18 protein-coding genes are annotated in these 20,223 nt (G+C 70.2%); 5 read left to right on the top strand and 13 right to left on the bottom strand.

The features are described 5' to 3' along the window. Positions 1-2: 2 nt before the first annotated feature. From AB0C30_RS01670 to AB0C30_RS01645, 6 genes are read right to left on the bottom strand one after another with little or no spacing between them, the layout of a single operon-like run. Positions 3-698, bottom strand: coding sequence for a DUF6084 family protein (locus AB0C30_RS01670; RefSeq protein WP_357938456.1), 696 nt, complete (start codon positions 696-698; stop codon positions 3-5). Further along, positions 695-907 (bottom strand): hypothetical protein, encoded by a 213-nt coding sequence (locus AB0C30_RS01665; protein ID WP_357938454.1) that lies wholly within the window; start codon positions 905-907, stop codon positions 695-697. The genes AB0C30_RS01670 and AB0C30_RS01665 overlap by 4 nt, the downstream gene beginning before the upstream one ends. Then, positions 904-1,599: a DUF5947 family protein gene (locus tag AB0C30_RS01660; RefSeq protein WP_357938452.1), complete on the bottom strand. Its 696-nt coding sequence runs from the start codon at positions 1,597-1,599 to the stop codon at positions 904-906. The genes AB0C30_RS01665 and AB0C30_RS01660 overlap by 4 nt, the downstream gene beginning before the upstream one ends. A gap of 11 nt (positions 1,600-1,610) precedes the next feature. Then, positions 1,611-2,126: a NifU family protein gene (locus tag AB0C30_RS01655; protein ID WP_357938450.1), complete on the bottom strand. Its 516-nt coding sequence runs from the start codon at positions 2,124-2,126 to the stop codon at positions 1,611-1,613. A 9-nt stretch (positions 2,127-2,135) separates the two neighbouring features. Beyond that, on the bottom strand, positions 2,136-3,929 hold the full coding sequence (locus AB0C30_RS01650; protein ID WP_357938448.1) for a nickel-dependent hydrogenase large subunit: 1,794 nt from the start codon (positions 3,927-3,929) through the stop codon (positions 2,136-2,138). A gap of 18 nt (positions 3,930-3,947) precedes the next feature. Further along, complete coding sequence (locus AB0C30_RS01645; protein WP_357938447.1) at positions 3,948-4,988, bottom strand: hydrogenase expression protein HypE; 1,041 nt, start codon at positions 4,986-4,988, stop codon at positions 3,948-3,950. 282 nt (positions 4,989-5,270) lie between these two features. On the opposite strand from AB0C30_RS01645, the gene AB0C30_RS01640 reads away from it, so the two are divergent. Next, positions 5,271-6,176: a hypothetical protein gene (locus tag AB0C30_RS01640; RefSeq protein WP_357938445.1), complete on the top strand. Its 906-nt coding sequence runs from the start codon at positions 5,271-5,273 to the stop codon at positions 6,174-6,176. Between the two features lie 3 nt (positions 6,177-6,179). Here the strand turns inward: AB0C30_RS01640 and AB0C30_RS01635 are convergent, their stop codons facing one another. Continuing rightward, entirely contained in the window at positions 6,180-7,142 is a 963-nt protein-coding gene (locus AB0C30_RS01635) for a sulfotransferase (RefSeq protein ID WP_357938443.1), read from the bottom strand. A gap of 105 nt (positions 7,143-7,247) precedes the next feature. Continuing rightward, the gene (locus AB0C30_RS01630; RefSeq protein ID WP_357938442.1) at positions 7,248-8,222 is read right to left on the bottom strand and encodes a Gfo/Idh/MocA family oxidoreductase; all 975 of its coding nucleotides are present in this window, start codon (positions 8,220-8,222) and stop codon (positions 7,248-7,250) included. 128 nt (positions 8,223-8,350) lie between these two features. On the opposite strand from AB0C30_RS01630, the gene AB0C30_RS01625 reads away from it, so the two are divergent. Next, positions 8,351-8,968: a helix-turn-helix domain-containing protein gene (locus tag AB0C30_RS01625; RefSeq protein ID WP_357938440.1), complete on the top strand. Its 618-nt coding sequence runs from the start codon at positions 8,351-8,353 to the stop codon at positions 8,966-8,968. A gap of 146 nt (positions 8,969-9,114) precedes the next feature. Here AB0C30_RS01625 and AB0C30_RS01620 read toward each other — a convergent pair whose 3' ends face one another. Continuing rightward, positions 9,115-9,441, bottom strand: a complete 327-nt coding sequence (locus AB0C30_RS01620) for a hypothetical protein (protein ID WP_357938438.1) — start codon at positions 9,439-9,441, stop codon at positions 9,115-9,117. Positions 9,442-10,105: 664 nt separating this feature from the next. Between AB0C30_RS01620 and AB0C30_RS01615 the strand changes: the two genes are divergently transcribed. Continuing rightward, positions 10,106-11,671 carry a hypothetical protein gene (locus AB0C30_RS01615; RefSeq protein ID WP_357938436.1) on the top strand — a complete coding sequence of 522 codons (1,566 nt, stop codon included), beginning with the start codon at positions 10,106-10,108 and terminating at the stop codon, positions 11,669-11,671. Here the strand turns inward: AB0C30_RS01615 and AB0C30_RS01610 are convergent. Further along, a complete protein-coding gene (locus tag AB0C30_RS01610; protein ID WP_357938434.1) occupies positions 11,668-13,749 on the bottom strand; it encodes a tetratricopeptide repeat protein in 2,082 nt (693 codons plus the stop codon). The two genes, AB0C30_RS01615 and AB0C30_RS01610, sit on opposite strands and share 4 nt — an antisense overlap. Positions 13,750-13,887: 138 nt before the next feature. Here AB0C30_RS01610 and AB0C30_RS01605 point away from each other — a divergent pair, with 138 nt between their 5' ends. Both AB0C30_RS01605 and asnB read left to right on the top strand, forming a co-directional pair. After that, on the top strand, positions 13,888-14,256 hold the full coding sequence (locus tag AB0C30_RS01605; protein WP_357938432.1) for a hypothetical protein: 369 nt from the start codon (positions 13,888-13,890) through the stop codon (positions 14,254-14,256). A gap of 155 nt (positions 14,257-14,411) precedes the next feature. Then, complete coding sequence (asnB, locus tag AB0C30_RS01600; protein ID WP_357938430.1) at positions 14,412-16,226, top strand: asparagine synthase (glutamine-hydrolyzing); 1,815 nt, start codon at positions 14,412-14,414, stop codon at positions 16,224-16,226. Between the two features lie 12 nt (positions 16,227-16,238). On the opposite strand, the gene AB0C30_RS01595 is transcribed toward asnB, so the two are convergent. From AB0C30_RS01595 to AB0C30_RS01585, 3 genes are all read right to left on the bottom strand, one after another. Further along, entirely contained in the window at positions 16,239-18,473 is a 2,235-nt protein-coding gene (locus AB0C30_RS01595; protein ID WP_357938428.1) for a polysaccharide lyase 8 family protein, read from the bottom strand. Positions 18,474-18,480: 7 nt separating this feature from the next. Next, positions 18,481-18,984 (bottom strand): hypothetical protein, encoded by a 504-nt coding sequence (locus tag AB0C30_RS01590; protein WP_357938427.1) that lies wholly within the window; start codon positions 18,982-18,984, stop codon positions 18,481-18,483. A 495-nt stretch (positions 18,985-19,479) separates the two neighbouring features. After that, positions 19,480-20,214 (bottom strand): YcnI family protein, encoded by a 735-nt coding sequence (locus AB0C30_RS01585; protein WP_357938425.1) that lies wholly within the window; start codon positions 20,212-20,214, stop codon positions 19,480-19,482. Positions 20,215-20,223: the final 9 nt, after the last annotated feature.

Raw genomic sequence — 20,223 nt, 5'->3', positions numbered from 1 at the left:
GATCAGCCACCGTCCTGCTCTTTTCCCTGACGCTCGCGTACCAGCAGCGCCGACACGACGTCGTCCCAGGTCGCCAGCGTGTGCCGGACCTTGTAGTCGTACAGCCGGTCGAAGGCGTCGCGGTCCAGCCGGAGCCAGGCGCTGCGCGGGAAGTAGTGCTCCATGACGTCCTTCCAGACCTGGACCGGCATCCGGAACGCGACGTCGGTGTCCCACGGGATCCGGGCCGCCCGCAGCAGGCCGGCGTCAAGGTAGAAGATCGTCCCGCTGAACAGGAAGGTCAGCGGGACCTCACCGTCCGGCAGGGAGTGGAAGTACTTGGCGACCGCCACCTCGAAGTCATAGGTGCAGGCCACGTCGATGCTCGCCACCGTGTGCCCGTCGAAGCCGGGTACCTGCGTCACCACCCGCGCCCACAGCAGGCTCCTCGACGTCCGGCCCCAATCCTCGGGCGCGCCGAACAGGTCGGTGAGCCGCCGCCGGGTGGGCGGGTCGTACTGGCGCCGGGCGGCGTCGATGCGGATGTGGGTGTCCAGCGCGACGCTGCGGATCGGCGACGAGCCGGCGCCGTCGATCCGCAGCGTGAACCGCACCGTCGGCACCGCGGCGAACTCCACCGCCTCGGCGCTCTCGATCACGAACCTGAGCGCCGGCGGCGGCGCGTCCTCCCGCGAGGCGAAGGCGGAGTCCGGCCTCATGCCGGGGACAGGTTGGGCATGGCCGGGTCGATCGGGTCATGGTCCTTCGGGTTGATCCCGGTGGAACGCGCCGCCGTCGAGCGGCCGTCGGGAAGATGACCCGGTTGCTGCTCGTAGTTGCCGACCGAGTTGCCCTCATGGACGCCCTTCAGATGCGCGGTCATGTTGGGCCGCGCATCTGGGCGGCCCACCTTGATGGAGCCGGTCATCGTGGAACTCCTTTCGACACGCCCACGGGCATGGGCATGGGCTTGGCTCGGCGCCGCAGTTCGGCGAAGAAGGCGCCGACCTCGTTCCAGACGTCCTGGCCGCCGGCCAGGCCCTTCCAGTGAGACCTGAGCACGGCGACGAGGGCGAAGCAGTCGTCGATCGGCACCAGCCAGTGGTCTCGCGCGTCGCGCGTCCGGTTGACCAGCAGCGCCTCCACGTCGGGGGCCAGCCGCCGCAGCACGGGGTTGGCCTCCTCCACCGCGGCCCAGGCGGCCGGCTCGACCGCGGCCTCGACCGCGCCGGCCGGGCCGGGGTATCGGATCACGGTCCGGCCCTCGGCCGAGTCGTGACAGGCGAAGGCCATCTGTACGGGAATGTCCAGGGACGCCCAGGTGGCGTCGTCGAGGACGAAGTCCGGCAGGTACCACCGGCGGTCGGGCACCAGGCGGTAGCGGTCCCCTTCGGCCGGTGGATGCTCGAAGAGCAGCGCGCACGGGCGGCAGGCACAGCGCGGTTCGCGGACCGCCGGTTCGAGCAGGTGCCGGTGGTCGGCGGGGATGGGCGCGGCACACAGCTCACACCGGCAGGGGTTGCCGCCGTGGTCGGCCGCATCCTGGTCAGCCGCCGGCTGGTCAGCCGCGCGTCGCTCGGCCGTCCGGTCGATGAGGCCGCGCAGACCCCCTCGTGCCATGCCGCGCTCCCTCACGACGTCCGCGCGCCGGGGTTGCGGCGCAAGGCGTCGATGGAGATCAAGACGGGTGGCGGGCCGATCTCCTCGATCTCCACCCGGTCGAGCTCCGGGGCCGCGTTGCGGATCGCCTCCTCCAGCAGAGCCGCCCGATCGGCAGTGCCGCAGCCGCCGCGACCGCGCAGGAGCCGTACGCTCGCCACGCCGTCCGCCACGGCCACCGTCTCCACGGCCGCGCCGCCGAGCCGGGGCCGTACACCGCTCACGGCCTTCTCCACCCGGGCGGACACGTCCAGCGGGTGCAGGTCGTGCAGCACCAGCAGGTAGGAGACCAGTTCGTCCTGCGCGAGCGCCGGCCCGAGCCGTTCCCCGCCGATCGCGACGATCCGGGCGAGCGCCTCGCCGTACAGGTCGAGCAGCGCCTGGAGCACCTCGATGGTGGACTCCGGGTCGGGCAGCGACTCGACGCCGTCCAGCAGGGCGTCCACCCGGGCCAGCCGGTCGGCCACCTCACGGTCGGTCAGTGACATCGTCCGCCCCTAACCGGAGATGCTCGTGCCCAGCGTCGGGGAGTGCACCTGCTTGAGCACCTTCCCGTCGCCGAGGTACATGTGGACGCCGCACGGCAGGCAGGGGTCGAAGCTGCGGACCGTACGCATGATGTCGATGCCCTTGAAGTTCTCCGGGCCGTTCTCCTCGAAGATGTGCATGCCCTGGACCGCGTCCTCGTACGGACCGGGAGTGCCGTAGACGTCCCGCGGGCTGGCGTTCCACGGCGTGGGCGGGTACGGGTGGTAGTTGGCGATCTTGCCGTCGCGGATCACCATGTGGTGGGACAGAACCCCGCGTACCGCCTCGTGGAACCCGCAGCCGATGGCGTCATCGGGCACGTCGAAGTCGGCGAAGACCCGCGTCCGGCCGGCGCGTACCTCGGCCATCGCCTGGTCCAGGAAGTGGAAGGCCATCGCGGCGGAGTAGGCGACGAAGTAGATGCGGGCCCGGTTGCGCTCGATCGTGTTTGACCATTTGGGGATCTTCCACTCGAACCGCATCTCCGGCAGGACCGCGCTCTTGGGCAGGTTGATCTCCACGCTGCTGCCGGTCGCCCGGACGCCTCCGGTGTCGACGATGCCGGCCAGCGCCGTCGTCCAGAGCCGCGCGAGGGCCCCGCCCCCGGTGTCGAGCGCGAGGTGATCGCCCGTGCGGTCGTCGTACCAGCGGGGGCTCATCACCCAGCTGTAGTTGCCGCCCGCCAGGTCGCGCTTCTGCGGCTTCGGCAGTGTGGTCTGGTTCCACGGATGACGCCGGTCCACCGGGTTGCCCAGCGGGTCGTGGGTGACGAAGACCTCCTCGTTCACCCAGTCGTCGTAGAACGAGCTGCCCAGCAGGATCCGCATGCCGAGGTTGATGTCCACCAGGCTCGTGGTGCGCAGCTCGCCGTCCAGGACGATGCCCGGAGTGACGAACATGCCCCGGCCCCACTCGCCCATGTTCCGGTAGTCGTAGTCGACCACGGCCGGGTCCTGGAACGAACCCCAGCAGCCCAGCATCGTCCGCCGCTTGCCGACCTCCTCGTACCCCGGCAGCGCCTCGTAGAAGAAGTCGAACAGGTCGTCGTTGAGCGGGACGACCTTCTTCACGAAGTCGAGCACCCTGAGCAGCCGGGACAGGTAGTCGGTGAACAGCTGGGGCGTCGCCACCGTGCCCACGCCACCCGGGTAGATCGTCGAGGGGTGTACGTGCCGCCCCTCCATCAGGCAGAACATCTCCCGGGTGACCCGGCTGACCTGCAGCGCCTCGCGGTACATCGCGCCGGTGAACGGGTTGAACGCCCGCATGATGTCGGCGATCGTCCGGTACCCGTGGATGTCGCCGTGCGGTGCCTCGGTGGTCTCCGCCCTGCGCAGCAGGGTGGGGTTGGTCTCCTTGACGATCTGCTCGCAGTAGTCGACGAAGACCAGGTTGTCCTGGAACAGGGTGTGGTCGAACATGTACTCGGCCGCCTCGCCGAGATTGATGATCCATTCGCCCAGCGGCGGCGTCTTGACGCCGTAGGCCATGTTCTGGGCGTAGACCGAGCAGGTCGCGTGGTTGTCGCCGCAGATGCCGCAGATGCGGCTGGTGATGAAGTGCGAGTCCCGCGGGTCCTTTCCGCGCATGAACACGCTGTAGCCCCGGAACAACGAGGAGGTGCTCTTGCACTCGACGACTTCCTTGTTGTTGAAGTCGATCTTCGTGTAGATCCCCAGGTTGCCGATGATGCGGGTGATCGGGTCCCAGGACATCTCGACCAGTTGCCGAGTCTCCTGAGCCTCCTTGGATCGGATGGTCACCGCGACGTTCCCTCTCCCCTAGCTATGGTCCGGTTGGTAGCCGCTGGTCAGCTCAGGCCGGTTGTGGCGCCACTTCGGCTCCTTGTTGACCGTCCTGTTGGTGATGCCGCGCAGCTTGCGGATGAACGACCCGTACGCCCCGGTGGCGGTGGAGGAGACCAGCGCGCCGGGTGGCTGGTCCATGAACGGCATGAACTTGTCCGGGAAGCCGGGCATCGTGCAGCCGATGCAGATGCCGCCCACATTGGGGCAGCCGCCGATCCCGCCCATCCAGCCGCGCTTGGGGACGTTGCAGTTGACCACCGGCCCCCAGCAGCCGACCTTGACCTGGCATTTGGGGGAGTTGTAGTCCTTGGCGAAGTCGCCCTGCTCGTAGTAGCCGGCACGGTCGCACCCCTCGTGCACCGTCTTGCCGAACAACCAGGTCGGTCGCAACTCCTTGTCCAGGGGGATCATGGGAGCCAGCCCAGCGGCCTGGTACAGCAGCCAGGTCAGGGTCTCCATGAAGTTGTCGGGCTGCACCGGGCAGCCCGGCACGTTGATGATGGGCAGCCCGCCGGCCGAGCGGAAGTCGTGGCCCAGGTAGTCGCCGAGCCCCATGCTGCCCGTCGGGTTGCCCGCCATGGCGTGGATGCCGCCGTACGTCGCGCACGTGCCTATCGCGACCACCGCCCACGCCTGCGGCGCGAGCCGGTCGATCCACTGGTTGACGGTGATCGGCTGTCCGGTGACCGGGTCGTTCCCCATCGACGTCCAGTAACCGTCGCCGTTGATCTGCTCGTTGGGGATCGACCCCTCGACCACGAAGACGAACGGGCGTAGCTGGCCCTCCGCGGCCTGGTGGAAGGGGGCCATGAAGTCCTTGCCCACCTCCGCCGCCAGCACCTTGTTGTGCAGATGCACCTTCGGCAATCCGGGCACCAGGCCGAGCAGCACCGCTTCGAGGCTCGGATTGGAGGCCGCCGTCACCGAGACCGTGTCGCCGTCGCAGCTCATGCCCTCCGAGGTCCACAGCACGTGAACCTCGTCCACAGCGGTTTTCGTCGTGGTTTCGCTCATGTACCCGGCCCTCGTCTCGGCAGCTGGGGGAATGCCGTAGGTATCGCCCCTAATGACAACGAGTAAGCATTCGATGCACATAGTGACCACGTCGATGGAGGAATGCGGACGACCAGGTCACTTCCCTTACCGATTCCTGCATATTCGGGGAGGCGGTCCACATGATGCGCCCTGCGTGGACCAGGGCGTGTATTATCCATACTATTTAGGTAGGAATAAGGGAATGCAAAGGGTCGGTGAGCAGCGGTGTCGCACTCCACGTCGTGGCCTAGCCTCGAGTCCATGTCGAACCCCACGGACGTTCCCGCTGCCCTGCTCCCCGACCCTGACCGCGCGACCGTCGCGATCGCGCCACCGATCGCGGGCGAAGGGCACTGGGCGGGGGGTCCCAGCGCGGTCGCGGCGGACGGGCTGATCTACCTCGCCTACCGGCTGCGCCGCCCCGTGGGGGAGGGACGCGGGTACGCGGTGGTGGTGGCCCGTTCGGTGGACGGCGAACGGTTCGAGACCCTGACGACGATCACTCGCGAGGAGATGGCCGCCGAGTCCCTGGAACGGCCCACCCTGGTACGCACCGAGGACGGACGCTGGCGGCTGTACCTGAGCTGCGCCACCCCGGGCACCAAGCACTGGCGGGTGGAGGTGCTGGAGAGCGACGACCCCGCCGGGTTCGACCCGCGCTCGCGCGAGACCGTCCTGCCCGGCGACCCCAAGACCGGTGTGAAGGATTCGGTGATCGTCCGGCGCGACGGGAAGTGGCACCTGTGGGCCTCCTGCCATCCGCTGGCCGACTCCGACGAGGCCGACCAGATGGTGACCGACTACGCCACCAGCGCCGACGGCCTGGAGTGGACGTGGCACGGCACGGCGCTGAGCGGGCGGCCGGGGCTGTGGGACGGGCGGGGCGTACGGATCAGCTCGGTACGTTTCGACGGTGACCGGGTGCTGGCCTTCTACGACGGGCGGGCCAGCGCGGCCGAGAACTACGAGGAGCGCACCGGGATCGCCGTAGGGACCGACCCCGGCGAGCTGACCCCGGTGGGGACCGCCCCAGCGGCCATGTCGCCGCACGCGGGCGGCGGCCTGCGTTACCTCGACATCGTCGACCTGCCGGACGGGCGGATCCGGCTGTACTACGAGTACACCCGCGCCGACGGAGCCCACGAGCTGCGCACCGAGCTGCGCTGATCGTCAGGACGGGTGCGGGCGCCCGTTCCTGGACTGCCGCTGGCCGGGCGGCCGGCTGCCGACCAGGCCACCCGAACGCTCCCTGGGCCTGAGCCAGTCGCTGAAGTCCTCGCCGGTGACCTGCTGAAGGAGCCGGATGTCGTCGGTGAAGTACGGGATGAGCTGCCGCCGCTGCTCCCAGGTCAGAGGGCGGCGCGGGGCGGCCCGCCGCTGGAGCAGCTGCTCGACGGGATCGGCCAGAGCCCCGGGCAGGAGCCGCCGGACCGAGGACAGCACCGCGTGCCGGGGGCTCGCGTCGGGATGCGCCGTCACGTTCTCCCTCGGCATCTCGGTCAGCAGCCCCCGCTCCACCCCGAGGAAGCCGCAGATCCGGTCGAGCGTGTCGGCCGGCCGGTCGACGAGGTCCCGGTAGCGGAAGAGCAGCACCTGCTCGCGCGGGAACAGCTCGTACAGGGCGGCCAGCTGCTCGCCGTACCGGCCGAGTCCCACGTAGTGCCAGAAGTGCGCCCACCCGGCCGCGATCCGTTTGCCCTCCGCCTCGCAGGCGCGCACCACGTCGCCGATCGGTTCGAGCCCGGCCGACCACAGGTGGGTCCAGTTGGAGTGGGCGCGCTCGACCGGGTCCCGCACGATCACGATGAGCCTGGCGTGCGGGATGGCCGCCTTGATGCGCCGCTGCGCGTCCCGGTCGTACAGGTAGAAGGGCGTGCACTCGCCGGCCAGCGTCCCCGCGGGCGCCGCGGCGAACAGCGCCTCGTAGTCCTCGCGGCGCCAGACGTGCTCCCGGTACGTCTCCACGTCGCCGGGCCCGCCCTTGGCCGGTGGCGGGCCGTCGGTGAGGAAGTACTTGGGCTCCTTCACCTGTGGCAGGAAGAGCTGCGGATGCCGCTGGAGAGCGGCGTGCAGGGCCGTCGTTCCCGCCTTCGGAACCCCTACGACCAGGAAGTTCGGCATATCCACGGTCATCCCTCCAAATCCCGGCGCCTAACATCCAATTTCCTACCAGTTATATAGGATGTTCAAGTAGGCAATTGGACAGGGGATGCTCACCGTGTGAGGGCCCGGGGCCGGCTACTGGACGCCGCGGAGGGGGAGTCCCGCCTTGCGATAGATGTCGTCGATGACCGTCATGTTGGCGACGGAGTCCGCAGGCGGGGTCAGCGGCGGGGTGCCCTGCTCCACCGCCGCCACGAAGGCGCGTAGCTGGCAGGTGTACGTCGCGTCGCCCGCGACGCGCTCGCGGCGCCGCCGGCCGTCGACGGTCACGGTCATCCGGTGGAAGAGCTGCGGGGCGATGAAGTTCGTGATGCGCAGCGACCCGCGTTCGCCGTCGACCCGCGCGGCGATCTTGAGCAGGTTTCCCGACCACATGGAGGCGTGGATCCGCCCGGTCGCGCCGGTGGGGAAGCGCAGGTCGGCGGCCATCGCCCGGTCGACGCCCGGCGATCGCAGCAGGGCCGCCGCGCTCACGACCGAGGGCTCGCCCGGCCCGAGCGTACGCAGGCAGTGCACCGCGTAGCAGCCCGCGTCCATGAGCGCGCCGCCGCCGAGCTCCAGCGAGTAGCGGATGTCGGAGAAATTGGGGAGCGGAAAGCACATCCATGTCTCGACATGCCGGACCTCGCCGAGTTCGGTGGCGACGATCTCGAGAGCCCGTTCCATCAGCGGGTGATACCGGTAGTGGAACGCCTCCATGACCACCACGCCGGACTTCGCGGCGGCGTCCGCGACGGACCGCGCCTCGGCGGCGTTGGAGGTGAACGGCTTCTCGGCCAGCACGTGCTTGCCCGCCTCGATCGCCTTGAGCGTCCACTCGGCGTGCAGGGCGTTCGGCAGCGGGTTGTAGATCGCGTCCAGGGAGGGGTCGGCGATCACTTGCTCGTAGGAGTCGTGGACGAGCCGGATGCCGTGCTTGGCCGCGAACTTCTCGGCACGCGACCGATCCCGGGCGGCCACCGCCGCCACCTCGACCTCGGGCACGGCGCGGGCGGGCTTGACGAGCGCCATGGGGGTGATGCGAGCTGCGCCGAGCGTCCCGATTCGCATGATCGCATGATGCCAGACCGGCGTGCCGCGTGTCGCTTTGCCCGGACTTGACAGCTGATCTGTTGGAGTGGACGGGGGTTACCTCGCGTATGGAGGAGCGGATCGCGGGCGTTCAGGAAAGGAGCCGCGTGGAAAGGATCATCTCGGCCGCGACGCGGTTGTTCGCGGCCCTCGGATACGACGCAACGACGATGGGGCAGATCGCCGAAGCCGCCGACCTGAACATCGAGACCGTCATGGAGCTCGCCGGTTCGAAGCGGGAGCTCTATCTGGCGGTGATGGGGCGCGGCTACACCGCGCAGAAGGCCCTGCTGGAGCACGCCCTCGCCCGTTTGGACGAGTCGGGAGCGCCGCAACTGGCGGCGAGTGTCCACGCCCTGGTCGACGACTACCTGAACTTCTGCCTCGACAACCCCGACGTCTCCGCGCTGCTGATGCACCGCTGGCTGGGCGACGCCGCCGATCTGCAGAACCTGGAGCAGATCTACAACGAGCCGTTGGTCCATGCGGTCTACAGCAAGTTCAACAGCGCCGCCGCGGCGGGCCTCATGGACTCCGAGGCCGACGTGGAGCTCTGTGTGCGAGCGATCGCCTGGTCCGTCATCATTTTCGTGCGCTACGCCACGATGAGCACGCCCCTTTCCAGCTTCTCCGAAGGCGAAAGGAGCGTGGACCGCTTCCGCGTCCACCTGCACCGGATCACCACCCGGATGCTCGGCCTGGCGCCTCCGAGCGCGACTTCCTGACTCCCCGCAGGGGCCTGGTTCCGGCCGACGCGAGATTCCGGAATTCACCACCAAGCACGCCGAAGAATGCGCCTTTTACATGGGGGATCGCTCCGCGCGATGATGCCGCGCGGAGCGTCCGTTGTGCGTGGGTCGGTGCTGGTGGGTCAGTGGTCGTCGTCCCACCACCCATTGTCGTGGTGATCCCACCAGTGGTCATGGCCGTGACCGTGACCGCCCATGCCGCCACCGCCGCCGCCGCTCTTGCACCACTGCTTGGACCAGTGGCCGTGGCTCCAGCAGAACTTGCACCAGTTGTGGTGACTGTCCCACATCCACTTGCACTTCTTGGCCACGCTCTGCGGCGTGGTGCCCGCGAGCTGGGCGGTGGGCGGGCAGGCGCTCGCGGCGCCGGCGGCCTGCGTGGTGGCCGTTCCGGTGACGATTACGGTGGACGCCGCCAGGGCGGCGCTGAGAAGCAGACGCTTGAGCACCAGAGATCACTCCCTGAATGACGATCGTTCCCCCGATGATGATGGGGATCGGATGAGAGCGCCGGATTCGGTTTCCCGGGATACGCCGATACGGCATGAACATATCCCACCATAATCCCGGCGAGCGGCCCGGTCTCCCGGCGACAGGCAAAGCCTCATTTCACAACATGGGGCCACATAATACGAATGCATCGGATATGTCGGGAAATGCGGCATCGCGCGAGGAGGGGCGCCCCAAAGCATCATGCCGGGAATTCATCGTCTTCACCGGAGAGGCGATCGGCGCTTCCCCCGGCTCTTCAACGACACACCAGGAAAATGGTAAATGACGGAAAAGGTGATTGCCTGGCGCTCGCCCACGTGCGGCTCTCCCAGACCGGCGGCCCACGCCGCCGTCGCTGTGGCGGCCGGCGCGGCCCGGTATTGGCGCGCCGAACAGGCCGCATCGACGGCGGCGCGGGCCGCCGCCGCATCCATCGACAAGACCTCCCGGGGAATGGGCGGCCGCGTACCATGTACGACGGGTTCGCGGCATATGGTGGGCTTTTACTGCGGAATCGGGCCGGTCGGAGTGGTGGTGAGCGGCGAGGGTTGGCTTCGTGTACCGATCGGCGCCGGGTCTCGCCGTTGGCGCACGGTCGGCACCAGCCGGAACATCCTCGCGGTGGCGCGTACGGTCACCTCGGCGAGCCGGCTGCTGGACGTGCTGCCGCTGTTCCGTTCGGATCCTCGCGTCCAGGTGCTGTTCACGGTCGCCGCGGGTTCGGCGTTCGACGACGGGATCGGCGACTATCTGCGGGACGTCGAGGCACGTGTCGTCTCCTGGGCGCAGGCCGTGGACACTCCCTTCGACCTGGCCGTCTCCGCCAGCGCCAACGGCGACCTGCACCGGCTGAGGGCCCCGCTGCTGCTGGTTCCGCACGGCGCCGGGCACAACCGGCTGCTTCCCGCCGCAGGCGGCGTCTCGGGTCTCGCCCGGCGCCAGCTGGTGCACGACGGCCGGCTCGTACCGGCGGCCATCGCCCTGCCGCACCACGAGCAGCTGACCCGGTTGGCGGGCGAATGCCCGGAGGCGGTGCCTCTGGCCGTGGTGACCGGCGATCCGTGCTTCGACCGGATCCTGGCGAACGCGGCGCGGCGCGACCGCTACCGGCGCGCCCTCGGCACCGACGACCGCAAGCTGGTGCTGATCAGCTCCACCTGGGGCGAACACTCCCTGCTCGGCGCCAACGACGACCTGGTCGCGCGGCTGACGGCCGAGTTGCCGGTGGACGAGTACCAGGTGGTCCTGGCCGCGCATCCGAACGTCTGGTACGGCCACGGCGGCCTGCAGGTCCGGCTGTGGCTGGGGGACGCCCTCGACGCCGGCCTGGTGCTGCTGCCTCCCCGGCAGGGCTGGCAGGCGGCGCTCCTGGCGGCGGACGTGGTCGTGGGCGACCACGGGTCGGTCACCTTCTACGGCGCCGCGCTGGGCCGCCCCACCCTCCTGGCCTCGTCCGGTCGGGAGGCCGAGGAGCTCGATCCGGCCTCCCCCACGGCCGCGCTGTCCCGGGCGCTGCCCCGCCTCGACCCGCGGCGGGACCTGCTGGGGCAGATCGAGCGGATCATGGACACGTACCGGCCGGGTGCCTATGACGAGGTCACCGGGCGGACGCTGGGCGAGTCCGGCCGGGCGGGCACGTTGTTACGGCACGTCGCGTACCGGCTGATGGACCTCGAACCCGGACCCGAGCCCGCCGCCACCGCGCTGCCCGATCCCTTGGGGGAGCGTGGCGAGGTGCTCTCGTTCCTGGTCGAAGCCGAGGTCCAGGACGGCACCGTGTCCCTGCGCCGCTTCCCTGTGGCCGGCGCGGGGCAGCGCTTCCCCGTGACCGGTGAGGGGGAGCGCGTACGAGACCCGCATCTCGTCGTGGACGCCGAGGAGCCGGACCGGCGGCGGTTGGAGACCGCGGCCATCATCGTCCGCGGGGACCCGGCTGACGGCTGGGCGGCGGAGACTCTGCGGCGCTATCCCGGCTGTCTCATGGCGGCCGAGGTGGTCGGTGCGCGGCGGGTCCGTCTGACGCTACGGGACGGGCGGCGTTTCGACGTCACCGCGTCCGCCGGAGCGCGCGGCGACCTCGACCCCCGGTGCCTGCCGTCCGCGGTGTACGGCTGGCTGGTCAACGGCGACGGCCCCTTGACCACCGTCCGGGTCGGCGACCGGGAAGCGGCCATCGACCTCGCTTAGTCGCCGCTCAGGCGGGCGCGGAGTTCCTCGGCCTTGGGCAGGTTGCCGGAGGCGAGGCAGACCGCGATGGCCTGCCGCAGATAGCCCTCGGCGTCCCTGGGGTCGAGGTCGGCCAGCAGCTCCAGGGCACGCGTCTCCTTGGCCGGAATGCGGCGCTCGCGCATGATGTCCACGGCGATCCGTGCCGAGTGCAGCGCCTGCGCGGAGTGGCCGAGCTCGCGGTGGGCCTCGCCCAGGACGAGGTGGATCTTCCCCTGGCTGAGCCGGTCACCGGCCGAGATCATGAGAGCCAGAGCCCGGTCGAAGGCGGCGATCGCCGCTTCGTGCCGGCCCGCGCGGCTGTGAACCAGGCCGAGATGGTAGCTCTGCAGGCCGATCCCCCGCGTGTTGCCCAGCCCTTCGTGGATGGCCAGCGCGGCGGCGAAGTGGGCGACGGCATCCTCCATCAGCTCCCGGGCCTGGCCGAGGGACTCCAAGGCGGAGGCTTGGGTCAGGGCGACCTGCCCGAGCGACTCCAGGACGACCGCCTCCATCCTCGGGTCAGCCGCCTCGCGGGCCGCCTGATGCGCGTGGACCAGCTCGGCCTGGGCCTGGTCGGTTTCGCCGAGCTCCAGGTGGGCGCGGGCCACCTGGTTCCGCATCCTGGCCTCCACGGCACGGTCGCCGACGCGGAGCGCCGCGGCCACGCCCAGCCGGTTGGTCTCGATCCAGTCCGCGTAGTGCTTGCGCTCGTGATAGAGCGGCCACAGGGCCTCGGCCAGCTGCCAGACCAGCTCGTCCCATTCACCTGCCGCCGCCGCGCGCAGTAGCGCGAGCACGTTGGGGCGCTCCTTCTCCAGCCAGTCGAGGGCCGCTCCAGGTGTGGCGAACGGCAGGCCGACGGCCGACAACCGCTCCCGATGGTCGGCCAGGCGCAGCCGGGGACCCATGGCGGCGTCGGCGGCGGCCACCTGCCCCAGGTACCACTCCGCCACCCGCCGCAGCGCCGCCTCCCGCGCCTCGGGCGGGTCCACGCGCCGCGCGCACCGGGCCGCGTGCAGCCGGACCAGGTCATGGAAGCGGTACGTGTCGCCGTCGAGCTCCTCGACGAGACTCGCATCGAGAAGCAGGTCCAGCGCGTGGTCCGGCTCGCTCTCCAGGACGGCCCGCGCCACCCCGGCCGAGAAGCCGGGGCCGGGCAGCGTGCCCAGCAGGCGGTAGAGCCGGGCCGCCTGCTCCGGCAGCCCGGTGTACGCGGAGTCGAAAACCGCTTCGACGATCGCTCTGCCCTCCGTCATCAGGTGGTCCAGCCGTCGTTCGGCGTCCCGCAGCTCGCCGACCAGCCGCTCGACCGTCCATGTCGGCCGTTGGACCAGCCGCGCCCCGGCCACCCGCAGGGCGATCGGCAGGCCGCCGCACAGCCGTACGAGCTCGCTCACCCGCTCCCGCTCGGCGGCGACCCGGTCCTCGCCGAGCATGCCCGAGAGGAGTCGTACCCCCTCCTCGTCCTGGAGCGGCGCGACTCTGACCGGCCGCGCGCCCGCGACGAGCAGCTCGCCGAGCTGGTGGTGGCTGGTCACGACGACCGCGCTCGCGGCGGAGGCGGGGAACAGCGGCGTCACCTCGGCGGCGTGCTCGGCGTCGTCCAGCAGCACGAGCAGCCGCAGGTCGGCCGTCATGGAGCGGAACATGGCCGCCCGTTCCGGCAGCTCCGCCGGGATCCACTCCTCATGGACGCCGAACGCGCGCAGGAACCCGCCGAGGACGTCGCTGACCTCGGTGCCGCCCCGGTGCCGCAGCGCGCCGAAGTCGGCGTACAGCTGGCCGTCGCTGAACCGCTCGTGGACCTGGTGCGCCCAGCGGCGGCTGACCGCGCTCTTGCCGACTCCCTTGAGGCCGCTGACCACCGCGATCGCGGGTCCCTCCTCAAGGAGAAGGAGGCGGTCGAGCAGCGCCAGCTCGGTGGTCCGGTTGACGAAGCCGGGCGGCGCGGCGGGCAGCTGCCGGGGGATCCGTACGGGCGGCGGAGGCGTGGCGCCTATGGTCACGGACCCTATGTCCCTGGCCTGCACCACCCCGCCGGACACCTGTCCGGACACCTCGTTGCGTATATCAGCGTCGTTCGCCTGCCCAGCGCTCTCCGGCCCAGCCACGGTTCAGTAGTGTTCCCGTCGCACTGGATCGTGGCAAGCGGAGCGCTAGTCTGGGAGAACGTCCTTGACGAAAAGAGCTGCGCGATGGATCCGAGCGTCATTCCCGCTCTGGCGGCGGTCATATCGGCGATTGTCGGCGGCGCCGCGGGCGAAGCCGGCAAGAATGCCTGGACCTCTTTGACGGGCCTCGTACGCCGCCGTTTCGGCGACGACGCCGTAGCCGCCATCGAAACAGCGCAAACCCCGGAGGAAACCGCCAAAAGCCTGGTCGAACGCGCCCAGGAAGACGCTGAATTCGGGCAGAACCTGACGTCGTGGACCACGGAGACGGCCAGACTCGTCCAGACCAAGCACGACGTGTCCAACACGATCAGCGGCGACGCCCGGATCACCGGCCCGGTGCTCCAAGCGGGCGACATTTTCGGGTCGATCAATTTCGGCAAATCCAGTTAGGACTGAAAGGTTCGCCCGATACCGCCATTCCAGCGGTTGAGCGCCTGATTTGTACGAGCCCTTCCGTTCCCGTCCATAGACCATCCGCCTACGCGCGGATACGTTGCACGTATCCCGATATGAAGACACCCCCAAACCCTTGGGAGGACTCTCGCATGTGCGGAATCGCCGGATGGGTGGACTTCAGCCGCGACCTGGCCCGTGAACATGGCACAGCCCAGGCCATGACCGAGACCATGAGCTGCCGCGGCCCGGACGATCGGGGGTTGTGGCTGTCACCGCACGCCATACTCGGCAACCGGCGGCTCGCGGTCATCGACGTCGAGGGCGGCCACATGCCCATGACGGCCGAGGGCCCGGTCGTCATCACCTACAGCGGGGAGATCTACAACTTCGTCGAGCTGCGGGCCGAACTGGCGGCCAAGGGGCACCGCTTCCGCACCAGGAGCGACACCGAGGTCGTGCTCCACGGCTATCTGGAATGGGGCGCGGGTGTCGCCGACCGGCTCAACGGCATGTACGCCTTCGCCATCTGGGACGACCGCGCCCAGGAGCTCCTGCTGGTGCGCGACCGCCTGGGCGTCAAGCCGCTCTACTACTACCCGCTGCGCGATGGCGTGCTGTTCGGCTCGGAGCCGAAGGCGATCCTCGCCAACCCGCTGGTCGAGCCGGTGGTGGACACGGACGGCCTGCGCGAACTGCTCACCTTGGGCAGGAGCCCGGAGCGGGCCGTCTTCAAGGGCATGCGCGAGCTGCGCCCCGGCCACCTGCTGCGGGTACGCCGGGAAGGGCTGGCCATCCGCCGCTACTGGGCGCTGGAGCCGCGCGAGCACACCGACGACCTCGACGTCACCATCAGCACGATCCGCGCCCTGCTCGAGGACATCGTGGGCCGCCAGCTCGTCTCGGACGTGCCCCTGTGCAGCCTGCTGTCGGGCGGCCTGGACTCCAGCACCATCACCGCGCTGGCCAAGAAGCATGGGCAGATCCGGTCCTTCGCCGTGGACTTCGCCGGATACGCCGAGCAGTTCCAGCCCGACGAGCTGCGCGGTGATCCGGACGCGCCGTTCGTACAGGAGCTCGCGCGCTACGTCGACTCCGACCACACCGACATCATGCTCGACACCGCGGAGCTGACCGACCCGCGCCTGCGCTCGTCGGTGGTGCGCGCCTTCGACATCCCGAACTTCCTCGGTGACATGAACGGCTCCCTGTACATGCTGTTCAGGGCGATCCGCGAGCACTCCACCGTGGCCCTGTCCGGAGAGTCGGCCGATGAGCTGTTCGGTGGGTACGCGTGGTTCCACATGCCACAGGCGGTCGAGGCCGACACCTTCCCGTGGCTCGCGATGGTCATGCGTGACCACGATCCGGCCGATCTGCTCGACAGGGCGCTGTTCGACCGGCTCGACCTGCCGTCCTACACCGCGGACACTTACCGGAGCGCGCTGGCCGAGGTGCCGTACCTGCCTGGCCAGAACGCCCTCGAACGGCGGATGCGGGAGGTCTGCTACCTGCACCTGACCCGGTTCCTGCCGGTCCTGCTGGACCGCAAGGACCGGTTGAGCATGGCCGTCGGCCTGGAGGTCCGGGTGCCGTTCTGCGACCACCGGCTGGTCGAGTACGTCTTCAACACGCCATGGGCGATGAAGACCTTCGACGGCCGGGAGAAGAGCCTGCTCCGCGCCGCCGCCGGCGACCTGGTGCCCGAGTCGATCCTGCGGCGGGTCAAGAGCCCCTACCCGGCGACCCAGGACGTCGCCTACGAGCAGGCGCTCCGCGACACGTTGAGCGGCCTCGTCCGCGCCGGGACGGCGCCGGTCCTGCCGCTGCTCGACGCGGCGGCCGTCAGGGAGCTCACCGCGGCCCCGGTCGGCAAGACGACCACGACGATGTCGAGGATGAGCCTGGAGCTGGCCCTGGACCTGAACGTCTGGCTCGAGTCCCACGGCGTCCGCCTGGACCTGTAGGCGAGGTCGCCCCTAGCCCAGCCGTACGGTGATCGTCTTCGAGCTGCCGCCCCGGTCCGACAGCCGCCCCCACCGGAGGGTGAGCCGCGCGCCCGTCGTGGCACTCACCAGGAGCGGATCGCCGCGCAGCACCCGGGTCACCGGCCGGTCCCAGGTCACGGTCAGCTCGCTCAGGTCGCGCCGGGGATCCGACACCGTCAGCGTGGCCGTGCCGTCGCCGCACTCCTTGACGAGGACCGCGCACGGAGCGGAGGCGGTCAGGCCACCGACCGCTCCGGCGTTCCAGAAGTTGACGGCGGTCAGGCCGAGCGATGGCACCTGGACACCCTGCTGGCGCGCGGTGTTGGCCAGGACGCGTAACCAGGTCGGGTCGGTGGCGCGGGCGCGGGTCCGCGCCGGGGTCGCGCCCGGGAGGAGCACGTAGAAGTAACCGGCCGCGTCCGGGTCGATCCCGTGGTCGAGCCAGAGGGTCACATAGCTCCGGGTCACCGAGCCGGCGGCGCGGTTCTCGCGCAGCGTGCGCAGGAGGCCGTGGAAGACGTAGCCGCCGTGGCCCGCCAGGTGCGCCCAGCCCGCCTTCTGGTCGAGGGTGAGGAGCGCGCCGGTCCGGCGGTTGTCCACGATGGTCTCGACCGGCACACCGTCCCGCCCGGTGATCCCGGCCCCCAGGCAGATCACGGCGTCATCGAGGAAGAACCACGACTTGAACGCCTCCATCGTGCTCTGGAGGCCGTTCAGGTGCTGGCCGACCGTCGCGTACCTGCCGTCCGTGGCGCCGCCAACCCAGCGGCCCGGCGGGCAGGTGTCGCCCCACGCCGCGCCGGCGCCGTCGGCCAGCCGCTTGGTGGAGACGGTCGTGCCCGGCAGGCGGTAGGGGTCGACGGTGGCCCAGAAGGAGTCGGAGTACTGGTCGCCGTGGCCCTTCGCCCACCAGTAGAGCATTCCCGAGCCGGTGTGCCAGCCGCGTAGGTTCTCGCCGTTGCCGTGCTCGTAGTGGCCGATCCGGTAGGAGGCCATGCTGAGCCCCGCGCACCAGCCCGGCCCCCGGTGGACGGCGCGGGCGCTCATCGGCAGCAATCTGTGCCCGGCCGGTTCCGGCGCGGCGGGGATCGTCTCGTCGTCCAGGATCGCGGCCAGGCGGGCGTGGAACCCCAGGTCGGCCTCTTCGAGCATCGGCTGGACCGTGTCACGTACCGCCCAGCCCTTGACCATGCCCTGCCAGCGGGTCCGGGCCGCGACGGGCGCCGCGTCCCCGAGCAGCAGGATCGCCGAGGCGATCAGCCGCCCCCTCCTGTGGTCGCCGTACGGATCCCGGCCGATCCCCCGCCCGCTGACCAGGTCCATGCAGAAGCCGTCGTGGATGAACGGCGCGAACGACCGCTCGACCATGTCGAAGAGGTTCGGGGCGGCGATCTCCCACGGAGTGCCGCGCAGCACCGCGAACAGCGTCGCGAGGCCGGACAGCATCACCATTCCGTATCCGCCCTGGTATGGGATGGAGGTGTGCTGGATGAACGAGCCGTCCCGGTAGAAGCCGTCGCCCTCGGTGACGTACGGGAAGACCGGCTCCAGCGCCGAGACGGCCAGCGCGGCCTTGTCCGCGTCGGCTCTGAGGATGGCCCGCAGCAGCGTCACCGTGCACAGGTCCACCCGGTTGGCTCCGGTGCTGTTGCCGCTGTAGTCGTCCAGGCGCCATTCGGGTACGAAGTGGTCCACAGCCTCGCTCAGCGCCCGGCTCTGCTGGTCCGTCAGGTGCGGGCCGATCAGCAGGGCCACGTCGAGGAGCCGCTTCGGGGTGCCGATCTGCCAGGGCCACCAGTTGCCGACCGGGCGGGCGCCCGCCGCGTACACCTGCCGCCGGTAGTGGTCGAGACCGGTGGCGACGGCCGCGGCCAGGCTCGCGTCGCCGGTCAGGCCGGTCCCGGGTAAGGCGTACGCACGGGCCATGGCCTGCAGCCGCACCGGGGTCTGGACGAAGGACGGGAACGCCAGGCCGGGCCAGAGCGACGTGCCGGTCGGCGCCATGGTGTCCCGGTAGCCGGCCGCCGTGCTGCCCAGTTGTACGAGCCTGGTCCGGTACGGCTCCGCGGTCGCGTCGAACCCCCCGCCCGCCGTCACGTCCCGCCACCGGCGGCGCAGGAGGGCGAAGTCCGCCGAGTGGGCCGATCCCCGCGCGGCGGGGACCAGCCCACCGGCCACGGCGGCACCGCCGAGCCGCAGGAACAACCGCCTGGAGTACTCGTTCACGCAGGGATCAGCGGCCGGAGACGATCTGGATGAGCTGGGTGGCGGCGGAGAAGTCGGCGGTCAGCCGGTTCTTGGTCACCGCGAACGCGCGCAGCCGCTCCGGAGAGATCAGCCGCACACCGGGGACGTCGCCCATGAGCGCGGCGTACACGCGCGCGATGGCGCGGGCCGAGGTCTTGCCGCCCGCCGGGATGTCGGCCGCCAGAATGTCCGCCCGGTTGCCCAGAGCGGCCGACGGGAACGTTGCCGCCGGGCCCGCCCTGAACATCGGCGAGTCCGGCGGCATGCCCGCCATCATGTCCGCGGCGCCCTCCTGGTCCTCCAGCCGGGCCAGGCGGCCGTGCTCGGCGGCCGGCATGCCGAAGTAGAGCTCGTCGGCCACGCCCAGCGGCCCCACGGCGTCCACCACCTGCTCGCCGTGCTGGTAGACGGCGACCTGCACGCCACGTTCGGCTCCGGACTTGACCATCCGGTCGATGGCCTGCTGGACCTGCTGCTGGATGTCGCTCATCACCGCGCCCCTCCGCCTGCTGCTACCGCTGTCGCGGGTGTAGACAGGCTATGAACCGTTGCTAGCGCTCGCTACGCCAACCTGTGGTTGCCAGAAGAACTGTGATCGAAGCTTCCGACCGACCGCTACCGAAAGTAATCGTATGGTAATGTTCAGCAACAGCCGGGTGCCTGACTGGCGCTCGGTCCCCGCCCCCATTGGTGTTCGCACCAACGGGACAGCGTCCGGCGGGGCGGTGGCCCAAGAGCCGCACCCCATCCGGGAATGCGGAATCAGGCCCCGACAACGCGGCTCTCAACCACGGTCCGCCCGGCTCGCCGGACGGACGCGGCATCGGCTTCCACCGGATCGCCTCCCGACCTCGGCCGGAAAGCGACGAGGCTACGCTGATGTCCGCTTTACTCAGGTAAACACAGAGAGTTGAAGACGCTAACGGCCGGAAACTCATCGGGAAGGGCGTGACAGCGGCTTGTCATGCGGCCGGGGAGCGGCGCGTCAGGCGGCCGGGGAGCGCCGTCTGAGGCTCACCAGCCCCAAACCGCCGCCCAGGAGCCCGACGATGATGCCCGCCACGCCCATGACCCGGGCCGTGCCGTCGGACGCCGGCGACGAGGCGGACTGCTTCATCACGGCGACCGTCTGCTGCGCGGCGGGCGGAGCCGCCGTGGTCATGGCCATCCCGGCGTGCTCCCCGCCGGACGCCGCCGCCACCAGCTTCAGCGTGGGCAGCGGGTGCTCCGCCTCCGTGCCGTCGCTCTTGGGCGCGTCCGCCCACTTGACGACCTCGCCGCCGGTGTAGGTCTGCTCGGTCGGGAAGGCGATCTCGTCCACGTCCTTGGGCAGGGGCCCGACCGACACCTCGAACTCCTGGAACTGTCCCGGCTCGATCTTGCCACCCGTCCACGTGACCTTCAGGACGGATTCGGTGACCTTGTCCCCGTCGTCGGCGACCACGGGCTCGGGCAGCTTGCCCTCGGTCAGCTCGGCCTTCCAGCCGGGAACCGGCTTGACCGAGACGAAGGGCAGGGGATGGTCGATGGGGAAGGTGACGACGAGTTTGGTGGTCGAGGCGTCGTCACGCTCGTTGGGCACCCGGAAGGCGAGCTTGGTCCAGCCGCCCTTCTCCGCGGTCCCGGGGTTGATCGTGACATGGGCGAGGGCGGGGATCGCGAGGCCCACCGTGAGGGCCAGGGCTGCCGCGGCTACGGTGCCGATTCGGCGGTAAAGCATGGGAGTCTC

It is taken from the genome of Nonomuraea sp. NPDC048901 (genome assembly GCF_040649695.1).
Taxonomy (GTDB): Bacteria; Actinomycetota; Actinomycetes; order Streptosporangiales; family Streptosporangiaceae; genus Nonomuraea.
The sequence above is the reverse complement of the archived record's forward strand: the minus strand, read 5'-3'. Positions and strand labels throughout refer to the sequence as shown.